General features: G+C 68.5%; 16 protein-coding genes. 14 read left to right on the top strand and 2 right to left on the bottom strand.

Going from position 1 to position 17650, the window contains the following annotated elements:
• Positions 1 to 17: 17 nt before the first annotated feature.
• From AB0L91_RS12645 to AB0L91_RS12615, 7 genes are all read left to right on the top strand, one after another.
• The gene (locus AB0L91_RS12645) at positions 18 to 1712 is read left to right on the top strand and encodes an ABC transporter family substrate-binding protein (protein ID WP_365009530.1); all 1695 of its coding nucleotides are present in this window, start codon (positions 18 to 20) and stop codon (positions 1710 to 1712) included.
• Entirely contained in the window at positions 1709 to 3397 is a 1689-nt protein-coding gene (locus AB0L91_RS12640; protein ID WP_365009527.1) for an ABC transporter family substrate-binding protein, read from the top strand. Before AB0L91_RS12645 ends, AB0L91_RS12640 begins: the two co-directional genes overlap by 4 nt.
• A 49-nt stretch (positions 3398 to 3446) precedes the next feature.
• The gene (locus tag AB0L91_RS12635) at positions 3447 to 5120 is read left to right on the top strand and encodes an ABC transporter family substrate-binding protein (RefSeq protein WP_365009526.1); all 1674 of its coding nucleotides are present in this window, start codon (positions 3447 to 3449) and stop codon (positions 5118 to 5120) included.
• A 3-nt stretch (positions 5121 to 5123) separates the two neighbouring features.
• Complete coding sequence (locus AB0L91_RS12630) at positions 5124 to 5768, top strand: hypothetical protein (protein ID WP_365009524.1); 645 nt, start codon at positions 5124 to 5126, stop codon at positions 5766 to 5768.
• A gap of 90 nt (positions 5769 to 5858) precedes the next feature.
• On the top strand, positions 5859 to 6608 hold the full coding sequence (locus AB0L91_RS12625; RefSeq protein ID WP_365009522.1) for a GntR family transcriptional regulator: 750 nt from the start codon (positions 5859 to 5861) through the stop codon (positions 6606 to 6608).
• Between the two features lie 132 nt (positions 6609 to 6740).
• Positions 6741 to 7352, top strand: coding sequence for a sterol desaturase family protein (locus AB0L91_RS12620; protein ID WP_365011276.1), 612 nt, complete (start codon positions 6741 to 6743; stop codon positions 7350 to 7352).
• A 117-nt stretch (positions 7353 to 7469) separates the two neighbouring features.
• Positions 7470 to 8129: a hypothetical protein gene (locus AB0L91_RS12615; RefSeq protein WP_365009520.1), complete on the top strand. Its 660-nt coding sequence runs from the start codon at positions 7470 to 7472 to the stop codon at positions 8127 to 8129.
• A gap of 10 nt (positions 8130 to 8139) precedes the next feature.
• On the opposite strand, the gene AB0L91_RS12610 is transcribed toward AB0L91_RS12615, so the two are convergent.
• Positions 8140 to 8688 carry a TetR/AcrR family transcriptional regulator gene (locus tag AB0L91_RS12610; RefSeq protein ID WP_365009517.1) on the bottom strand — a complete coding sequence of 183 codons (549 nt, stop codon included), beginning with the start codon at positions 8686 to 8688 and terminating at the stop codon, positions 8140 to 8142.
• A gap of 121 nt (positions 8689 to 8809) precedes the next feature.
• Between AB0L91_RS12610 and AB0L91_RS12605 the strand changes: the two genes are divergently transcribed.
• The 5 genes from AB0L91_RS12605 (at position 8810) to AB0L91_RS12585 (ending at position 14657) form a co-directional block, all read left to right on the top strand.
• On the top strand, positions 8810 to 9568 hold the full coding sequence (locus AB0L91_RS12605) for a carboxymuconolactone decarboxylase family protein (protein WP_365009515.1): 759 nt from the start codon (positions 8810 to 8812) through the stop codon (positions 9566 to 9568).
• Positions 9569 to 9717: 149 nt separating this feature from the next.
• Complete coding sequence (locus AB0L91_RS12600; RefSeq protein ID WP_365009514.1) at positions 9718 to 11133, top strand: MFS transporter; 1416 nt, start codon at positions 9718 to 9720, stop codon at positions 11131 to 11133.
• A gap of 55 nt (positions 11134 to 11188) precedes the next feature.
• Positions 11189 to 11392 carry a heavy metal-associated domain-containing protein gene (locus AB0L91_RS12595; RefSeq protein ID WP_355283667.1) on the top strand — a complete coding sequence of 68 codons (204 nt, stop codon included), beginning with the start codon at positions 11189 to 11191 and terminating at the stop codon, positions 11390 to 11392.
• Positions 11393 to 11412: 20 nt separating this feature from the next.
• Positions 11413 to 12342, top strand: a complete 930-nt coding sequence (locus AB0L91_RS12590; RefSeq protein WP_365009512.1) for a hypothetical protein — start codon at positions 11413 to 11415, stop codon at positions 12340 to 12342.
• Between the two features lie 59 nt (positions 12343 to 12401).
• Entirely contained in the window at positions 12402 to 14657 is a 2256-nt protein-coding gene (locus tag AB0L91_RS12585) for a heavy metal translocating P-type ATPase (RefSeq protein WP_365009510.1), read from the top strand.
• Positions 14658 to 14711: 54 nt separating this feature from the next.
• On the opposite strand, the gene AB0L91_RS12580 is transcribed toward AB0L91_RS12585, so the two are convergent.
• Positions 14712 to 15377 (bottom strand): DUF6636 domain-containing protein, encoded by a 666-nt coding sequence (locus AB0L91_RS12580; protein WP_365009508.1) that lies wholly within the window; start codon positions 15375 to 15377, stop codon positions 14712 to 14714.
• A gap of 108 nt (positions 15378 to 15485) precedes the next feature.
• Here AB0L91_RS12580 and AB0L91_RS12575 point away from each other — a divergent pair, with 108 nt between their 5' ends.
• Both AB0L91_RS12575 and AB0L91_RS12570 read left to right on the top strand, forming a co-directional pair.
• Complete coding sequence (locus AB0L91_RS12575; RefSeq protein ID WP_365009506.1) at positions 15486 to 16145, top strand: histone deacetylase; 660 nt, start codon at positions 15486 to 15488, stop codon at positions 16143 to 16145.
• A gap of 73 nt (positions 16146 to 16218) precedes the next feature.
• Positions 16219 to 17649, top strand: a complete 1431-nt coding sequence (locus AB0L91_RS12570) for a lipase maturation factor family protein (RefSeq protein WP_365009504.1) — start codon at positions 16219 to 16221, stop codon at positions 17647 to 17649.
• Position 17650 lies beyond the last annotated feature (1 nt).

Here is a 17650-nt window from a genome sequence, read left to right as displayed (position 1 = left end):
ACGCAGGAGGCCCCGCCATGAGATCCCGAGGAATGCAAGCCCGTCGTCGTGCCAGGCTGCGTTGCGCCGCCGTGGTGGTGGCGGCCGGGATGATCGTGGCGGGGTGCGGGGCAGCCGACGATTCGGCCACGGGTCTGACCGACGCGCTCGGGACCACCAGCGATATCAACCCGCTGCCGCGCGAAGCCCTGCGCGAGGGCGGGAACCTGCGGCTGGCGACGACCAGCTACCCGGCGAACTGGAACACGCTGTCCAACGACGGCAACGACGGCGAGATCGCCGACATCCTGCGCCCGATGATGCCCCGCTCGTTCGCGATCGACGCGGCGGGCAAGCTCACCGTCGACACCGACTACTTCACCGATATCGCGCTGACCGGCACCGATCCGATGCGCGTGACGTACACGATCAACCCGAAGGCGGTGTGGTCGGACGGTTCCCCGATCACCTGGGAGGACATCGCCGCGCAGGCGAACGCGCTCAGCGGCCGGGACAAGCGCTACCTGATCGCCATCACCAACGGTTTCGAATTCGTCGACAAGGTCGAGCGCGGCGTCGACGACCGGCAGGCGGTGCTCACCTTCGGTACCCCGTTCGCCGACTGGCGCGGCCAGTTCGCCGGCAACAGCTCGCTGTACCCGAAGTCGGTGACCAGCACCCCCGAGGCCTTCAACACCAGTCAGGTCGACGCGATCGGTCTCACCGCGGGCCCGTTCATCATCACCGCCACCGACCGCGGTCAGGGCCGGATCACCCTGGGCCGCAACCCGAAATGGTGGGGCGAGCAGCCGCTGCTCGACACCATCACCTACAGCGTGCTCGACCACACGGCCTGGGTGCAGGCGCTGCAGAACAACGAACTCGACCTGGTCCGGCTGACCACCATCGACGAGGTGAAGACCGTGCGCGGCACCGAGGGCCTGGTGGTCCGCCGCGCGCCGGGTAACCGCTGGCGCCACATCACCTTCAACGGCGCGCCCGGCTCGATCCTCGCCGAAGAGGGCGTGCGCGTCGCGATTTCGAAGGCGATCGACCGGCAGGGCATCGTCACCGCGTTGCAGAACGGCCTGGTCGAGGACCCGAAGCCGCTGAACAACCACATCTTCCTGCAGGGCCAGGACGGCTACCGCGACAACAGCCTCGGCTTCGACCCCGACGCCGCGGCCAGGGAACTCGACGCGCTCGGCTGGAAGCTCAACGGCGATGTGCGCGAGAAGGACGGCCGCAAGCTCGTCATCCGCGATGTCATGTACAACGACCCGACCTGGGTGCAGATCGCCCAGATCATCCAGCAGAACCTCGCCGCGATCGGCGTCGGCCTGACCATCGACACCAAGCCCTCCGCCGGCTACTTCACCGACGTCATCCAGCCCGGCGATTTCGACGCCGCCCAGTTCATCTTCCAGGGCGACCCGTTCCCGCTGTCCAGCATCCGCCAGATCTACTACTACGACCCCACCGACCTGCAGGGCAACTACGGCCGCATCGGCTCCCCCGAACTCAACGCCCTGATCGAACGCACCATCACCGAACTCGACCCGCAGAAGTCCATCGAGCTGGCCAACCAGGTCGACCGCGCGGTGTTCGAGGAGGGCCACTCCCTGCCCCTCATGCAGTCCGACGGCAGCTTCGGCGCCCGCACCACCCTCGCCAACATCGGTTCGCCGGGCTTGGCATCGTACGACTACACGAAGATCGGATTCACGAAATGACCACTGCTACTTACGCATCCCGGCTGCGTCGCGCCGGTTTCCGCGTGGCGGCGCCCGCTGTCGCGTTGACGCTGGTCTTGGGCGGCTGTGGGTCCGATGCCACCGTGGAATCGGGATCGAGTTCGATCGGTGCGGTCAACGACATCAACCCGCAGGAACGTGACGCGATCCGCGACGGCGGCAACTTCCGGTTGGCACTGTCCAGCTTCCCGGAGACGTTCAACAGCCTCCATGTCGATTCCGACGGGGAGGTCAGTGACGTCACCGGATGGACGCTGCCCGGATCGATCAATGCCGATGCCGCGGGCGAACTCTCGATCGACCACAACTTCTACACCGATGTCCAGCTCACGGACACCAATCCCCAGCGGATCGTGTACACGATCAACCCGAAGGCCGTGTGGTCGGACGGGTCGCCGATCACCTGGGAGGATCTGCGCTCGCAAGCTACCGCGATGAGTGGCCGCGACCCGGCGTTCAAGATCAGTCACGACCAGGGTTACAGCAGCGTCGAGAAGGTCGAGCGCGGTGTCGATGACCGGCAGGCGATCGTCACCTTCGCCGAGCACTACGCGGAATGGAAGGGCCTGTTCAATCCGCTGTACCCGCGCCAGCTCACCTCGTCCCCCGAGGCCTTCGAGAATCTGTACCGGAACGAGATGCCGCTGTCGTCGGGACCGTTCATCATCACCTCGATCGACCGCGCCCAACAGCGAATCGTGCTCAGCCGCAACCCGAGGTGGTGGGGCGACACCCCCAAGCTGGACACCGTCACCTATAGCGTCCTCGCTGACGAGGCCCGCTTGACCGCGCTGCAGAACAACGAACTCGATGCCACAGGCCTGAGCGGGATCGAGGAGGTGACCGCCGCTACCGGTACACCGGGGGTCAAGGTCCGACGTGCCTCGGCGAACCGGTTCTCACACTTCACTTTCAACGGGGCACCCGGCGCACTTCTGTCCGACCCGAAGCTCCGGATCGCGATCTCCAAGGGCATCGACCGCCAGGCCATCGCTACCGCGACTCAGCAGGGCATCGTGACCGACCCGAAGCCGCTGAACAATCACCTCTTCCTGGTCGGACAGAAGGGCTATCAGGACAACGCCCAATCGGTTTCCTACGACCCGGCCGAGGCCGCTCGCATGCTCGACGAATTGGGCTGGAAGCTCAACGGCGACGTGCGGGAGAAGGACGGTCGCAAGCTCGAGATCCGCGACGTCATGTACCAGTCGGACACCTGGACGCAGATGGCACAGATCGCGCAGCAGAATCTCGCGGCGATCGGGGTGAAACTGAAGATCGAGACCTATCCGGGCAACGGCCTGTTCACCGATGTCATCGATCCGGGGAATTTCGATATCGCCCAATTCGTCTGGTCCAAGAGCATCTTCCCGCTCGGCGCACTTCCGCAGATCTACGCCTACGACCCGGCCAACCCGCTGAGCAACAAGGGCCGCATCGGTTCACCCGAGCTGAATGCCCTGATCGAGGAAGTGATCGCCGAACTCGACCCGGAAAAGGCCATCGAGCTGGCGAACAAGGCTGATCGGATGATCTTCGAGGAAGGCTTCTCCCTGCCCATCGTGCAGTCCGCGGGTACGGTCGCGGTGCGGGAAAACCTCGCGAACTACGGTGCGCCGGGGCTGGCGTCGGAGGACTACACCAAGGTCGGCTTCGTCAAGTAATCACCGAAGTGCCGCACTCGTGCAGCGAACATTTGGAAAGGAGCGGACCATGCGGATTCGTTCATTGACCACGCGCCTGGCCATACCTCTGGTCATCGTCAGTGTGCTCGCTGCCGGGTGCAGCTCGGAGGAACCGCCGGCCGAGGGCCAGGCCGCGCTCGGCACGACCAACGACATCAATCCGAAGGATGTCAGCGAGCTGCGCGACGGCGGCAATCTGCGGCTGGCGCTCACCTCGCTGCCGGAGAACTGGAACAACCTGCACACCGACGGCAACGACGGTGACACCGGCTCGATTCTGCGTCCGGTGATGCCGCGCGCGTTCACGACCAATGCCGCGGCGGAGCTCTCGGTCAACACCGACTTCTTCACCGATGTTGCCCTGACCAACACCGAGCCGCAGCAAGTGACCTACACGATCAACCCCAAGGCGGTCTGGTCGGACGGTTCGCCGATCACCTGGGAGGACTTCCAGTCCCAGGCCAACGCGCTCAGTGGCAAGGACAAGTCCTTCCTGATCGCGAACAGCAGTGGCTTCGATCGAATCGAGAAGGTCGAGCGCGGTGTCGACGACCGACAGGCCGTCATCACCTTCAACAAGCACTACGCCGACTGGCGTGGTCAGTTCGCCGGTAACTCCTTCCTGTACCCCAAGTCCGCCACGGCGACTCCAGAGGCCTTCAACAACAGCCAGGTCAACGCGCTCGGCTTGTCGTCCGGCCCGTTCGTCGTCCAGTCGGTCGACCGCGGGCAAGGTCGCGTCGTCCTGGCCCGCAACCCCAAGTGGTGGGGTGCGACGCCGAAGCTGGACACGATCACCTTCAGCGTGCTCGACAGCGCGGCCTTCGTTCCCGCACTGCTGAACAACGAGATCGACGCGGTCGGCGTGGCCAGCCTGGACAACCTGAAGTCGGTGCGCAACGCGCCGGGCGTCGCGGTCCGCCGCGCACCCGGCAACAGCTGGGGCCACTTCACCTTCAACGGTGCGCCCGGTTCGCTGCTCGCGGAACAGGGTGTGCGCGTCGCGATCTCGAAGGCGATCGATCGGCAGGGCATCGCGACCGCCATCCAGAACGGTCTCGTCCAGGACCCGCAGCCGCTGAACAATCACATCTACCTGCGCGGCCAGGACGGCTACCAGGACAACAGCCTCGGGTTCGATCCGACGGCGGCGGCGAGCGAGCTCGACGCACTCGGCTGGAAGCTCAACGGCGATGTGCGCGAGAAGGACGGGCGCAAGCTCGAGATCCGCGACGTCATGTACAACGACCCGACCAATATCCAGATCGGTCAGATCATCCAGCAGAATCTCGCGCAGATCGGCGTCAAGCTGACCATCGAGACCAAGCCGGGCGCCGGTCTGTTCTCGGACGTCCTGCAGCCGGGCAACTTCGATGTGGGCCAGTGGTTCTGGGCCGGTGACCCGTTCCCGCTGAGCAGCCTGACCCAGATCTACGGCTACTACCCGGACGACATCCAGGGCAACTACGGCCGGATCGGCTCGCCCGAGCTCAACGCCCTCATCGAGCAGACGATCTCCGAACTCGATCCGGACAAGGCCAAGGAACTGGCCAACCAGGTCGACCGGAAGGTCTTCGAGGAGGGCCACTCGGTGCCGCTGTTCCAGTCCGCGGGCAACGTCGGCGTGCGCGCCGATCTCGCCAACTTCGGTGCGGCGGGCCTGGCTTCGCTCGACTACACCAAGATCGGCTTCGTGAAGTAACCCGTGACCAGTTCCGGCCCGGCGCGCGCGCTCACCTACCCCCTGCTGGTCACGTCCGGCACCATCGCGGTCATCGCCGCGCTGGTGCCGTTCGCCGATCTCGATCAGCTGAGTGCGCTCGCCGTGGTCGTGCTGGTGATTCTCGCGGTCACCACCTATCAGGTGGGGCTGGCGTTCGGGGTCCTGCCGACCGGGCTCGTCGCGACGGGCACGGTCGGGGGGCGGCGGGTCCGGCAGCAGCATCGGCTGGTCAGCCGGTCGTGGCTGGAGATCACCAGTGGGGATCGGATGGTGTGGCAGCCGGTGTTCTACGAGCCGGGTCTGTGCGCGCTGACGCCGACCGACCTGGAGCTGACCGGCCGCACGATCCGCACCGGCGACACCCGCTTCTACCCGTCGGGCCGGGTCAGGAACACCGAGCCCGCGGGCAAGCTCATCGATAACCCGAGCCGCCCGTCCGAGGTCCCCGCGTTCGGCGTCGCCCGCCGCCTGATCCTCGATGTCCAGCCCGCCGTCGCCGCCCCGATCGCGGGCCTGCTGTGGGTCTACGTCATGAACGGCGGGATCCCCGCCTTCGCCGGCGCCACGCTCGCCGCCGCCGCCACGTTCACCTGGTTCTCCGCCATCCGCGGCTCCGACCCCAGCTGATTCCCCCTGCTCAGATTCGGGCACCAGCTCTGGCGATTCAACTGGTCTGACCACTTGACCTCTTGACCTGTTGGGGGGATTATCGAGGGCATGGCGTGGACTCCTGTCGTGAAGCGGTCGGTATCGGGTGATGTGTTCGAGCAGATCGCCGCCGAGGTGCTGGGCGGGGAGCTGGCGGCGGGGAGCACCCTGCCGAGCGAGCGCCAGCTGGCGGAGGCGTTGGGAGTGTCGCGGCCCGCCGTGCGGGAGGCGTTGCAGCGGCTGGCGGCCGCGGGGCTGGTGTCGGTGCGGCAGGGGGAAGCCACCACCGTGCTCGACTATCGACGCAGCGCCGGACTGGAAGTGCTGCCCCGGCTACTGCTGCGGGGCGACACCATCGATCCCGCCGTGGCGCGCAGCATTCTCGAGGCGCGGCTGCACAACGGTCCCAAAATCGCCGAGCTCGCGGCCGCCCGGGTCCGGCGGGTCCGCTCCGGCGGCGATGATTCCGCGACCGCACTCGCGACCGAGCTGGACCTGCTCCACGACACCGTGGACGCCCTGGTCGCCGAGGCGGACCCGCTCACCCAGCAGCGCATCGCCCTCGAATTCTGGGACCACGTCCTCGAGCTGGCCGATTCGATCGCGTTCCGGCTGATGTACTCCATGCTTCGCGCCGCCTACGAACCAGCGCTGGCGGCGCTCGCGCCGATCATGTCCGCCGAGGTGGGCAATGGTGGCGCGTATCGAGACCTGGCCGCCGCGATCACCGCGGGCGAGCCGGAACGGGCCGCCGAGTCCGCGCGAGCACTGCTCGGGCCGGCGACCACCGCTCTCATCCACGCCCTCGACGGGGCGTGATCCACCCGAGGAATCGCCATGAAGAATGACCGTCCGACAACGACGTCGCACGACACCACCGCGGCCGATCGGGGCCGCCCCACCGGATCCGGCGCGGCCCGCTCGATCCGCCGCAGTGCCTCGCTGGGCGAGATGGCCCGCGAGTTCGTCCGGCATCCCTCGCCCTGGATGATCGCCACCGTCTTCGTCGCCGTCCTGGTGGCGCGCATCGCCGTCGGCGACTGGCAGTTCACCGACGCGCTCGTCCCGCTGATCGTCATCGGCACGTTCCCGCTGACGGAGTGGATCATCCACGTGACGGTGCTGCACTGGCGCCCACGCCACCTCGGCCCGCTGACCATCGACAGCGAACTGGCCAGCAAACACCGTGCGCACCACACGGATCCGCGCGATATCCCACTGGTGTTCATCCCACCCAAGTCGCTGACGTTCACCATCGTCGCCCTGCTCGCGATCGGCCTGCTGGCCTTCCCGCGCCTCGGCCTCGGCCTGACCTTCCTGCTGACGATCACCACCCTCGGCCTGCTCTACGAGTGGACGCACTACCTCATCCACACCGACTACAAGCCCAAGCACGCGCTCTACCGGGCAGTCTGGCGCAACCACCGCCACCACCACTACAAGAACGAGCACTACTGGTTCACCGTCACCACCTCCGGCACCGCCGACCGCCTCCTCGGCACCGCCCCCGACCCGGCAACCGTCGCCACCTCCCCAACAGCCCGCCACCTGCACGCGAGCTGATCCGAAAATGAGAATGGGACCCCGCGAGCGAGGTCCCATTCTCATTTCGTCTGTCCGCGGGGGGAGGCCGAAGCCCACGATTCCCACGACTAATGCGTCCAAGTGTACATTTTCCGCGTGCCAGCCGCCACGCCCGCCAATACCGCCGCGATCTGCACCGTATTGAGCGCACCGCGGGCGCAAACCTTCATCTCCGCCACCGGCGGCGACATCGCTCGGGCGATGGCCCTCTACAGCTGGAACGCCCGGATCGCGGCCGCGCTGATGGTCCCGTTCCACTTCGCGGAAATCGCCACGCGAAACGCAGTGTCGGACGCGCTGACCGCGACCTATGGACCGCGATGGCCGTGGGACGGCAACTTCGAGCGCAGCCTTCCCGGGCCGGGCGGCCCCTCCTACAACCCGCGCCGGGACCTTACCCGGGCGCGCAGCAAGGAGCACACGACCGGAAAGGTGATCGCGGAACTGAAGTTCGCGTTCTGGCAGAGTATGTTCACCGCCCGTCACGACGTTCGGGTCTGGGATCACCAGATACTCACGCTGTTTCCGTCGAGAACTTCACACACCGCACGCGAGCTCCGCGGCCGGATCTACACCGACTTGGACTCGATCAGGAAGCTGCGCAACCGCGTGGCGCATCACGAGCCGATCTTCAGCAGAAATCTGACCGCCGACCTCACCCGGCTGCTCGAGTTGGTCGAATTGCGGTGCGCCGACACGGCGGCCTGGCTTCGGGCCATGGAGGAAGTCAGCACGTTGTTGCCGCAGCGTCCCTGAGTACTGCTGCTCAAGCCAGGAGTTTGGTGGCGATGGTGGCGGCGCGGTCGGCGGCGGCCGGGGAATTCTCGCGGACGGCGGTGACGATGGCGCCGTCGATGAGCAGGGCCAGTTCGGGGGCGAGGGTGTCGGGATCGGGTTGGTGTGCGGCGGTGAGTAATTCGGTGAGGTAGGCGATGACGCGGCGCTTGTGGCGGTCGGCTACCTGGTGGGCGGGGGCCGTGGGATCGGCGACCTCGATCATCGTGTTGATGAAGGCGCAGCCGCGGAAATCGTTGCGGGCGAAGCGTTGTGCGAGTGCGGTGAAGACGGCCATGGGGCGGGCTGCGGGGTCGTCGACGGCTTCGACGGAGGTGCGCAGCCAGTCCAGCCAGCGGCGGTCGCGGTCTTCGAGGACGGCGACGACCAGGTCGTCCTTGCTCGCGAAGTGGCGGTAGAAGGACGCGCGGCCGACGCCGGACTCCTGGAGCAGCCGATCGATCCCGACGGCGCGAACGCCCTCCGCGTAGAACAACTCCTCGGCGGTGTTGAGCAACCGCTGCTTGGCCTGTGTCGCCATGCGCTCACCGTACCAGAACGGAAACGATCGGTACCGAGTTGGTTGACCAAGACGGAACCGATCGGTACCGTCACGACTCGGTACCGATCAGTACCGTTGTCGAACATCCTTGGAGCGCACCATGTCCCGACTGCCTCTTCTCTCCGCCGACACCGCCGATGCCGAGCAGGGCGAACTGCTCACCGAGGTCCAGCGGCAACTGGGCCGGGTGCCGAATCTCTACGCCGCCATGGCGAACAGCCCGGCCACCCTACGGGGGTATCTGCGCCTGCGAGACGCGCTGACGGCGGGCACGCTCGACGCCCGTACCCGCGAGCAGCTCGCCCTGCTGATCGCCGCCGACAACGGCTGCGAATACTGCGTTTCGGCGCACACGATGCGCGCAGCGAAGATGGGTTTCTCCCCGGAGGCGATCACGGCGACACAGGCCGCCAGGGCCGAGGACCCACACGCCGAGGCGGTGCTGCGCTTCGCCCGCGAGGTGCTGCGCACCGGCGGCCGGGTGCCCGACGAACACCTGACCGAGGCCAGGGGCAGCGGCGTCAGCGATGCCGAACTGACCGAGGCCGTCGGCCATGTCGCGCTGAATGTGCTGTCGAACTATTTCAATCACGTCGCCCGCCCTGAGCTGGACTTTCCGCCCGCTCCCCACACGCCGAAAGCACCTGCGATGACACCGAAATGGCGGGCCGCCGACACCGTAGAACTGGTCGCGGGCTACACCCTGACCGATGCCGACGGGCAGCCGGCGGCGACGGTGCGCGACGTGCGCGTCGCCATCGAGGGCGGCTTCGCGCACATCCGCGTCAACGGCAGCGACCGGGTTCAGGTGGTGTCGGCACCGGCCGTCGCACTGATCACCTATTGCCCCGAATCCTGATCCGGCGCAGCACGAAATGCCCGGTCCACCACCGTGTGGGCCGGGCTTTCGACTGTCGGAGTCCTTTCCGCCGGAGGCTTGACAGGTTAATACCCTAGGGGGGTATAGTACCGACCACGAGACGCTCTCCGCTCGAAAGGACGAAAGTCGTGACTACGCAATCGCAATCCACCAGGAAGTGGTGGGCGCTGGCGGTGATCGCCGCAGCGCAGTTCATGGTCATCATGGACACCTCGATCATCGGGATCGCGCTGCCGAAGATGCAGGCCGAACTCGGCTTCACCCCCGGCAATCTGACCTGGGTGTTCAACGCCTACGTGATCGCCTTCGGCGGGCTGCTGCTGCTCGGCGGCCGGCTCTCCGACCTGCTCGGCGCGCGCCGGGTCTTCGGGGCGGGCTGGCTGGTGCTGGCCGTGGGGTCCGTGCTCGCCGGTGCCGCGGGCACTGTCGGCCTCGAGCTCGCGGGCCGGGCGATCCAGGGCGCGGGCGCGGCACTGATCGCACCCTCGGCGCTGACCCTGCTGATGATGCTGTTCGGCGGCTCGCCGCAGGAACTCACCAAGGCGCTGGCCGTCTACGGCGCGGCCGCGCCCGCCGGTGGCACCGCGGGCGTGTTCCTGGGTGGCGTGATCACCGAATACATCAGCTGGCCTTGGGTTTTCTACATCAACATCCCGATCGCGGTGCTGGCCCTGATCGCCGTTCCGCTGCTGATGCCCGCCGCCCCGGCACGCAAGGGTTCCATCGACATCATCGGATCCATCACGGTGACGGCCGGTTTGGCGGCCGCGGTGTACGCGATCGTGCAGGCGCCGGAGGCCGGCTGGGCCTCGGGGCAGACCTGGGGCGTGCTTGCGCTGGCCGCCGCGCTGCTGGCCGGCTTCGTCGTCCTCCAGTCGCGGCGGAGCGAACCGCTGATGCGGCTGAGCATCTTCCGCGCGCCGAACCTGGCCGCCGCCAACTTCGCCCAGTTCGCGCTGGCCGCCGCCTGGGTGCCGATGTGGTTCTTCCTGAACCTGTACCTGCAGCAGGTGCTCGGCTACAGCGCGTTCCCCTCCGGCGCCGCGCTGCTGCCGATGACCACGCTGATCATGCTCGGCATGGTGGTGCTGGCCCCGAAGGCCATGCAGCGCTTCGGCGCCAAGCCGATGATCGTCACCGGCCTGATCGTGCTCGGCCTCGGCCTCGGGATCATGTCGCTGGTGCGGCCGACCGGCAACTTCTGGGTCGACGTGCTGCCCGCCTCGCTGGTGGCCGCGGGCGGTATGTCGCTGGCCTTCATCCCCTCGCTCGGCACCGCCATCTCGGCGGCGCGACCGGAGGAGGGCGGCCTGGCCTCGGGCATCGTCAATGTCAGCTACCAGGTGGGTTCCGCGCTCGGCCTGGCCGCGATGACGGCGGTCGCCGCCGCGTTCGGCGCCGGCGAGCTGGGCGACGCCACGGCACTGACCGACGGCTACTCGGCGGCCTTCCTCGGCGCGGGCCTGCTGGCCCTGGCCGGTGCGGGCATCACCGCCGCGGTCATGCGGGCTCCGGCCCCGGCCACCGCCGACGCGACCGTTTGACAAAATACCCTAGGGGGGTATGGTAATGATTGAGATCGAGAACGAGGAGACCACCATGAGCACCACCACTGTCACCGTCACCGGTATGACCTGCGGTTGCTGCACCAACAAGGTGCGCGACAAGGTCGGCGCGCTGCCCGGCGTCACCGGCGTCGAGGTCGACCTGGCCACCGGCTCGGTGGCGATCGACGGCACCGCACCCGACCGCACCGCCCTCGCCGACGCCGTCACCGCGGCCGGCTTCCAGCTCGCCGACTGAACCCGAAACGGAGCATCCCGATGAACGCAACAGGCAAGTTCGCCGGATTCACCCTCGGCCTCGCGGCGGTCTTCGGGATCGCTCTGGCCGCAGGTGCCCTGGTCGGTCCGGAACCTTCCGAACCGGCCGGGCACGGCGAGCACGAGACCGCGACGGCACCGTCGGCCGATCTGCCCGGCGGCCTGCTCGCCTCCGATCAGGGCTACACCCTCGCCATCGACAAGCCCAACACCACGACCGCGGCGCAGGCGCCGGTGAGCTTCCGCATCCTCGACGCCACCGGCGCACCGGTCACGAAGTACGTGACCAGCCACGACAAGGATCTGCACCTGATCGTGGTGCGGCGCGACATGGCGGGCTTCCAGCACGTGCACCCGGTGCTCGACCCGGCCGGTACGTGGTCGGTGCCGCTGAACCTGAGCCGGGGCGGCGACTACCGGGTGTTCGCCGACTTCACCCCGGCGGGCGGGTCGAACCTGACCCTCGGCGCCGACCTGCGCGTCGCGGGCAACTACGACGTGCAGGCGCTCCCGGCCCCCGCGGCCACCGCGCAGGTCGGCGAGTACACCGTCGCGCTGAACGGCACGGTCACCCCGGGCGCCGCCTCGAACGTGACGCTCTCGGTGAGCCGCAACGGCACACCGATCACCGACCTGCAGCCCTACCTCGGGGCCTACGGCCACCTGGTCGCCCTGCGCGCGGCCGACCTCGCCTACCTGCACGTCCACCCCGAGGGCGCGCCCGGCGACGGGGTCACCCCCGCCGGTCCCGGTATCGACTTCGTGGTGAACGCGCCGAGCGCGGGCGACTACCGCCTGTTCCTCGACTTCCAGCACCAGGGCGTCGTCCGGACCGCGGAGTTCACGGTGCGGGTCGCCCAGCCGGACGCCACCGGCGTGAGCAGCCCGGCCCCGACGAACGCGCCGGCCGAACCCGGCCACGGGCACTGACGTAGCCCACCAGCAATCCCTCAGCAAGAATCGATACCAGGAACGAAACGGAGCACCCCATGACCACCGTGACGCAACCACCGGGCACCGGCCAGGTAGAACTGGTGATCGGTGGCATGACCTGCGCTTCCTGCGCGAACCGGATCGAGAAGAAGCTCAACAAGCTCGACGGGGTCACCGCGACGGTCAACTACGCGACCGAGAAGGCCAGGGTCGACTTCACCGGCGACGTCTCCCCCGAAGAGCTGATCGCCACCGTCGAGCAGGCGGGCTACACCGCGGCACTGCCCGCGCCGAAGCAGGCCGAGCCCACCGAGGACGCGGCCGCCGAGCCCGACCCGACCGCCTCGCTGCGCACCCGTCTGCTGGTCTCGCTGGTGCTCACCGTCCCGGTCATCGCGATGGCGATGATCCCCGCGTTGCAGTTCACCAACTGGCAGTGGCTGTCGCTGACGCTGGCCGCCCCGGTCGTCGTGTGGGGCGCGCTGCCCTTCCACAAGGCGGCCTGGACCAACCTGAAGCACGGCACCGCCACCATGGACACGCTGGTGTCGATGGGCACGCTCGCCGCCTTCGGCTGGTCGCTGTACGCCCTGTTCTGGGGCACCGCGGGCACGCCGGGCATGAAGCACCCGTTCGAGTTCACCATCGCGCGGATGGACGGCACCGGCAGCATCTACCTGGAAGCCGCGGCGGGCGTCACCACGTTCATCCTGGCCGGGCGCTACTTCGAGGCCAGGTCCAAGCGGCGGGCCGGTGCGGCGCTGCGGGCGCTGCTGGAGCTGGGCGCCAAGGACGTCGCGGTGCTGCGCGACGGCGTCGAGACGCGGATTCCGGTGGAGCAGCTGGCCGTCGGTGACGAGTTCATCGTGCGGCCCGGCGAGAAGATCGCCACCGACGGTGTGGTGACCGAGGGCAGCTCGGCGGTCGACGCCGCCATGCTGACCGGCGAATCGGTGCCGGTCGAGGTCGGCGCGGGCGACGCGGTGACCGGCGCGACCGTCAATGTCGGCGGACGGCTCCTGGTGCGCGCCACCAGGATCGGCGCCGACACCCAGCTGGCGCAGATGGCCAAGCTCGTCGAGGACGCGCAGACCGGGAAGGCCCAGGCCCAGCGCCTGGCCGACAAGATCTCCGGCATCTTCGTCCCGATCGTCATCGCGCTGGCCGTGGGCACCCTCGGCTTCTGGCTCGGCACCGGCGGCGCGATCGCGGCGGCCTTCACCGCCGGTGTCGCGGTGCTGATCATCGCCTGCCCGTGCGCCCTCGGCCTGGCTACGCCGACCGCGCTGATGGTCGGCACCGGGCGCGGCGCCCAGCTCGGCATCCTGATCAAGGGTCCCGAGGTGCTGGAATCGACCCGCAAGGTCGACACCATCGTGCTGGACAAGACCGGCACCGTCACCACCGGCAAGATGACCCTGCTCGACGTGCTCCCCGCCGAGGGCGAGGAACGCGGCCGGGTACTGGAACTGGCGGGCGCGCTGGAACACTCGTCGGAGCACCCGATCGCCCAGGCGATCGCCAAGGCCGCGCAGGACGAGTTCGGTGAACTGCTGCCGGTGGAGGGCTTCGCCAATGTCGAGGGCCTCGGCGTGCAGGGCGTGGTGAACGGTTCCGCGGTGATCGTCGGCCGGGCCCGGCTGCTGGCCGACTGGTCGCAGCCGCTGCCGGCGTACCTGGAAACCGCCATGGCGGAAGCGGAGTCGGCGGGCAGGACCGCGGTGGCCATCGGCTGGGACGGCAAGGCACGCGGCGTGCTCGTGGTCGCCGACGCCGTGAAACCCACCTCGGCGCAGGCCATCGCGCAGTTCCGCGCACTCGGCCTGACCCCGATCCTGCTGACCGGCGACAATGCCCGCGCGGCCCGCACCATCGGCGACGAGGTCGGCATCGACGAGGTGATCGCCGAGGTGCTGCCGCAGGACAAGGTCGACACCGTCAAGCGGCTGCAGGCCGAGGGCAAGGTCGTCGCCATGGTGGGTGACGGCGTCAACGACGCGGCCGCCCTGGCCCAGGCCGATCTGGGCCTTTCGATGGGCACCGGCACCGATGTCGCCATCGAGGCCAGCGACCTGACCCTGGTCCGCGGCGACCTGCGCGCCGCCGCCGACGCGATCCGCCTGTCCCGCCGCACCCTGGCCACGATCAAGGGCAACCTGTTCTGGGCCTTCGCCTACAACGTGGCGGCCATCCCGCTGGCCATGGCGGGCCTGCTCAACCCGATGCTGGCGGGCGCCGCGATGGCGTTCAGCTCGGTGTTCGTGGTGAGCAACAGCCTGCGGCTGCGGCGGTTCAAGTCGACGGCGCAGTAGGTCGCGACACCGGCCGAAGGGGCGCACCGGAAGGTGCGCCCCTTCGTCGTCGGGTCAGAAGATGGTCTGGCTGTCGGCGGAGATGGTGAAACCGTGGCCCGCCGCGTCGCAGCGGATGCCCTGCTGGCTGGAGGTGCAGGCGACGCCGCGGACGACGAGGGTGTCGCCGTAGTGCAGGGTGGCGCCGCCGCCCTTGTTGGTGCCGTCGACCGGCTCGCCGACGAAGATGCCCTGGCTCGTGCACAGGAACTCGGACTTGCCGCCGACGGTGTGCACGGCGACCTTGCGGTTGGGCGCGTCGTCGCAGTTGGGCAGTTGCGGTGGAATGACATTCGCCTTGGACAGCTGGCAGCCGACGCCGAACGGGGCGTCGGCGAGGATGCCGCACATGATGTTGCCGGTGGGCGATTGGAAGTAGAAGCTGTCGCGCTGCTGGTAGTCGCGGGCGTCGACGGTGGCGTCGTCGCGGGACGGCATTCCGGTGTCCCCGGGGCCAGGTGCCACGGTAGGGCCGGGCGATCCGCTGAGCGACGGGATGATGACGCCGGGCAGGATCTCGATGGTCGGCACACCGCTGGGCTGGGTGCCGCTCGGCTGGCTGACGGCGGTCTCGGTCACGCGCGGCGGAGTGGTCTGCGCGGTCGAACCCTGGTCACCGGCACAACCGGCCAGTCCCCCCGCGAACGCCACCAGCGCGGCCACCACGATTGCTGATCTCATTGGAACTCTCCCCTCGATGTCCTCGGCGACCCATCGAAGGAAGAATCGACGACAGGAGCGGATTCGTTTCCTTCGCTCAGGGAACCGTGACCCACCCGAGGTGAGCCCGTGACCACAGCTCAGCACGTCTGGTACGCCGCGTACGGCTCCAACATGCACGCCGCGCGGTTCGCCTACTACCGCGACGGCGGCACCCCGCCGGGCACCGCGCACACCTATCCGGGCTTCCGCGACCGCACGCCGCCGGTCGCGATCACGCCGCTGACCCTGCCGGGGAGCCTGTATTTCGCCTGGCGGAGCCAGGTGTGGACCGGCGGTGTCGCCTTCTACACCGATCGCCCGGCCACCGGCTGGCCGACCGGCGTCGCGGCCAGGGGGTACCTGCTCACCGTCGGCCAGTTCGGTGATCTGCTCGCCCAGGAGATGTACCGGACACCGAGCGCCGACTTCGACCTCGCGCCGGTACTGGCGGCGGGCTCGGTCGAGCTCGGTCCCGGCCGATACGAGACCGTCCTGCACGCCGGGACCGCCGACGGCGCGCCGATTCTCACCTGCACCGCGCCGTGGCGACCGGAAACCGTTGACCTGCAACGCCCATCGGCCCGCTACGTCGGCATGATCGCGGTCGGTCTGCGCGAATCACACGGCTGGGACACCGACCGCATCGTCGGCTATCTGGCGACGCGGCCCGGCATCGCCGCCCGCTGGCCCGAACCCGGCCTGCGTGCCGTGGTCGACGGCGGACCCGGCCTCGACCTGCCGGAATGACGGACGACGTTTCGCCGGACGATCATCGGGTAGACAATCGAACCAGGGAGCATGACCGTCCGGGAGCGGATGCATGGACTGGTTCACGGCACCGGAGTACTGGCAGGGCAGGCTGATCTTCCAGCGTGGCCTGGCAGTGATCTACGCGCTCGCGTTCCTCGGCGCCGCGCTGCAATTCCGCGCGCTGCTCGGCGAGCGGGGAATGCTGCCCATCCCGCGCTTCCTGGCGCGCACCCCGTTCCGCCGGGCACCGAGCCTGTTCCAGCTGCGCTATTCGGATCGCGGCTACGCCGTGGTGGCCTGGTCGGGCGTGGCCGTCGCGGTCGCCGTCGCCGTCGGGGCCGCCGATCTGGTGCCGCTGTGGGGGTCGATGGCGCTGTGGTTCGTGCTGTGGGTGCTGTATCTGTCGATCGTCAATGTCGGGCAGGCCTGGTACGCCTTCGGCTGGGAATCGCTGCTGCTCGAGGCCGGTTTCCTGGCGATCTTCCTCGGCAACGACACCGTCGCGCCGCCGCTGCTCGTGCTGTTCGCCGCCCGCTGGCTGCTGTTCCGGGTGGAGTTCGGCGCCGGGCTGATCAAGATGCGCGGCGACCGGTGCTGGCGCGATCTGACCTGCCTGTACTACCACCACGAGACCCAGCCGATGCCAGGCCCGCTGAGCTGGTTCTTCCACCATCTGCCCCGGCCGCTGCACCGGGTGGAGGTCGCGGCCAATCACTTCGCGCAGCTGGTGGTGCCGTTCGGGTTGTTCGCGCCGCAGCCGGTGGCGAGCGTGGCGGCGGGCATCGTCATCGTCACCCAGCTGTGGCTGGTGCTGTCGGGCAATTTCGCCTGGCTGAACTGGGTGACGCTGCTGCTGGCGACCACGGTGGTCGACGGGCGGTTCTACCCGACGCTGCCCGACGCGCCCGAGACGCAGCCGCCGCCGGTGTGGTTCACCGGCGCGGTGTTCGCCTACCTCGGGCTGGTCCTCGTGCTGAGCTATCAGCCGGCCGCCAATCTGCTCTCGTCGCGTCAGGCCATGAACGCGTCGTTCGAGCCGTTGCACCTGGTCAACACCTATGGCGCCTTCGGCAGCATCACCAAGGTGCGGCACGAGATCGTGCTCGAGGGCACCGACGCGGCCGAGCTCACCCCGGAGACGGAGTGGCGCGAGTACGAGTTCAAGGGCAAACCGGGCGACCCGCGCAGCCTGCCCCGGCAGTGGGCGCCGTATCACCTGCGCCTGGACTGGCTGATGTGGTTCGCCGCCCTGTCACCGGCGTACGCCAGGGGCTGGGCGGTCCCCCTGGCGCGACGCCTGCTCCGCAACGACCCCGACACCCTGCGCCTGCTGCGACACTGTCCCTTCCCCGACGCGCCGCCGCGCTACCTGCGTGCCCGGCTCTACGAATACCACTTCAGCTCGCGTACCGAGTTGCGTCGGGACCGGATCTGGTGGCGGCGCAGACTGATCGGCGACTACCTGCCGCCGATGGCACTCGAGTGGATCACTCGGCGCTGAG

Source organism: Nocardia sp. NPDC051833 (assembly GCF_040681225.1).
In the GTDB taxonomy this organism is placed as follows: Bacteria; Actinomycetota; Actinomycetes; order Mycobacteriales; family Mycobacteriaceae; genus Nocardia.
Note: the sequence above shows the minus strand (reverse complement) of the source record. Positions and strands in the feature narration are given on the sequence as shown.

Excerpts from the sequence above, each read along its gene's own strand:
- AB0L91_RS12595 (WP_355283667.1), top strand. The coding sequence starts at position 11,189 with ATGAGCACCACCACTGTCACCGTCACCGGTATGACCTGCGGTTGCTGC.
- AB0L91_RS12590 (WP_365009512.1), top strand. The coding sequence starts at position 11,413 with ATGAACGCAACAGGCAAGTTCGCCGGATTCACCCTCGGCCTCGCGGCG.
- AB0L91_RS12635 (WP_365009526.1), top strand. The coding sequence starts at position 3,447 with ATGCGGATTCGTTCATTGACCACGCGCCTGGCCATACCTCTGGTCATC.
- AB0L91_RS12625 (WP_365009522.1), top strand. The coding sequence starts at position 5,859 with ATGGCGTGGACTCCTGTCGTGAAGCGGTCGGTATCGGGTGATGTGTTC.
- AB0L91_RS12610 (WP_365009517.1), bottom strand. The coding sequence starts at position 8,688 with ATGGCGACACAGGCCAAGCAGCGGTTGCTCAACACCGCCGAGGAGTTG.
- AB0L91_RS12605 (WP_365009515.1), top strand. The coding sequence starts at position 8,810 with ATGTCCCGACTGCCTCTTCTCTCCGCCGACACCGCCGATGCCGAGCAG.
- AB0L91_RS12570 (WP_365009504.1), top strand. The coding sequence starts at position 16,219 with ATGGACTGGTTCACGGCACCGGAGTACTGGCAGGGCAGGCTGATCTTC.
- AB0L91_RS12620 (WP_365011276.1), top strand. The coding sequence starts at position 6,741 with ATGGCCCGCGAGTTCGTCCGGCATCCCTCGCCCTGGATGATCGCCACC.
- AB0L91_RS12645 (WP_365009530.1), top strand. The coding sequence starts at position 18 with ATGAGATCCCGAGGAATGCAAGCCCGTCGTCGTGCCAGGCTGCGTTGC.
- AB0L91_RS12640 (WP_365009527.1), top strand. The coding sequence starts at position 1,709 with ATGACCACTGCTACTTACGCATCCCGGCTGCGTCGCGCCGGTTTCCGC.
- AB0L91_RS12580 (WP_365009508.1), bottom strand. The coding sequence starts at position 15,377 with ATGAGATCAGCAATCGTGGTGGCCGCGCTGGTGGCGTTCGCGGGGGGA.
- AB0L91_RS12585 (WP_365009510.1), top strand. The coding sequence starts at position 12,402 with ATGACCACCGTGACGCAACCACCGGGCACCGGCCAGGTAGAACTGGTG.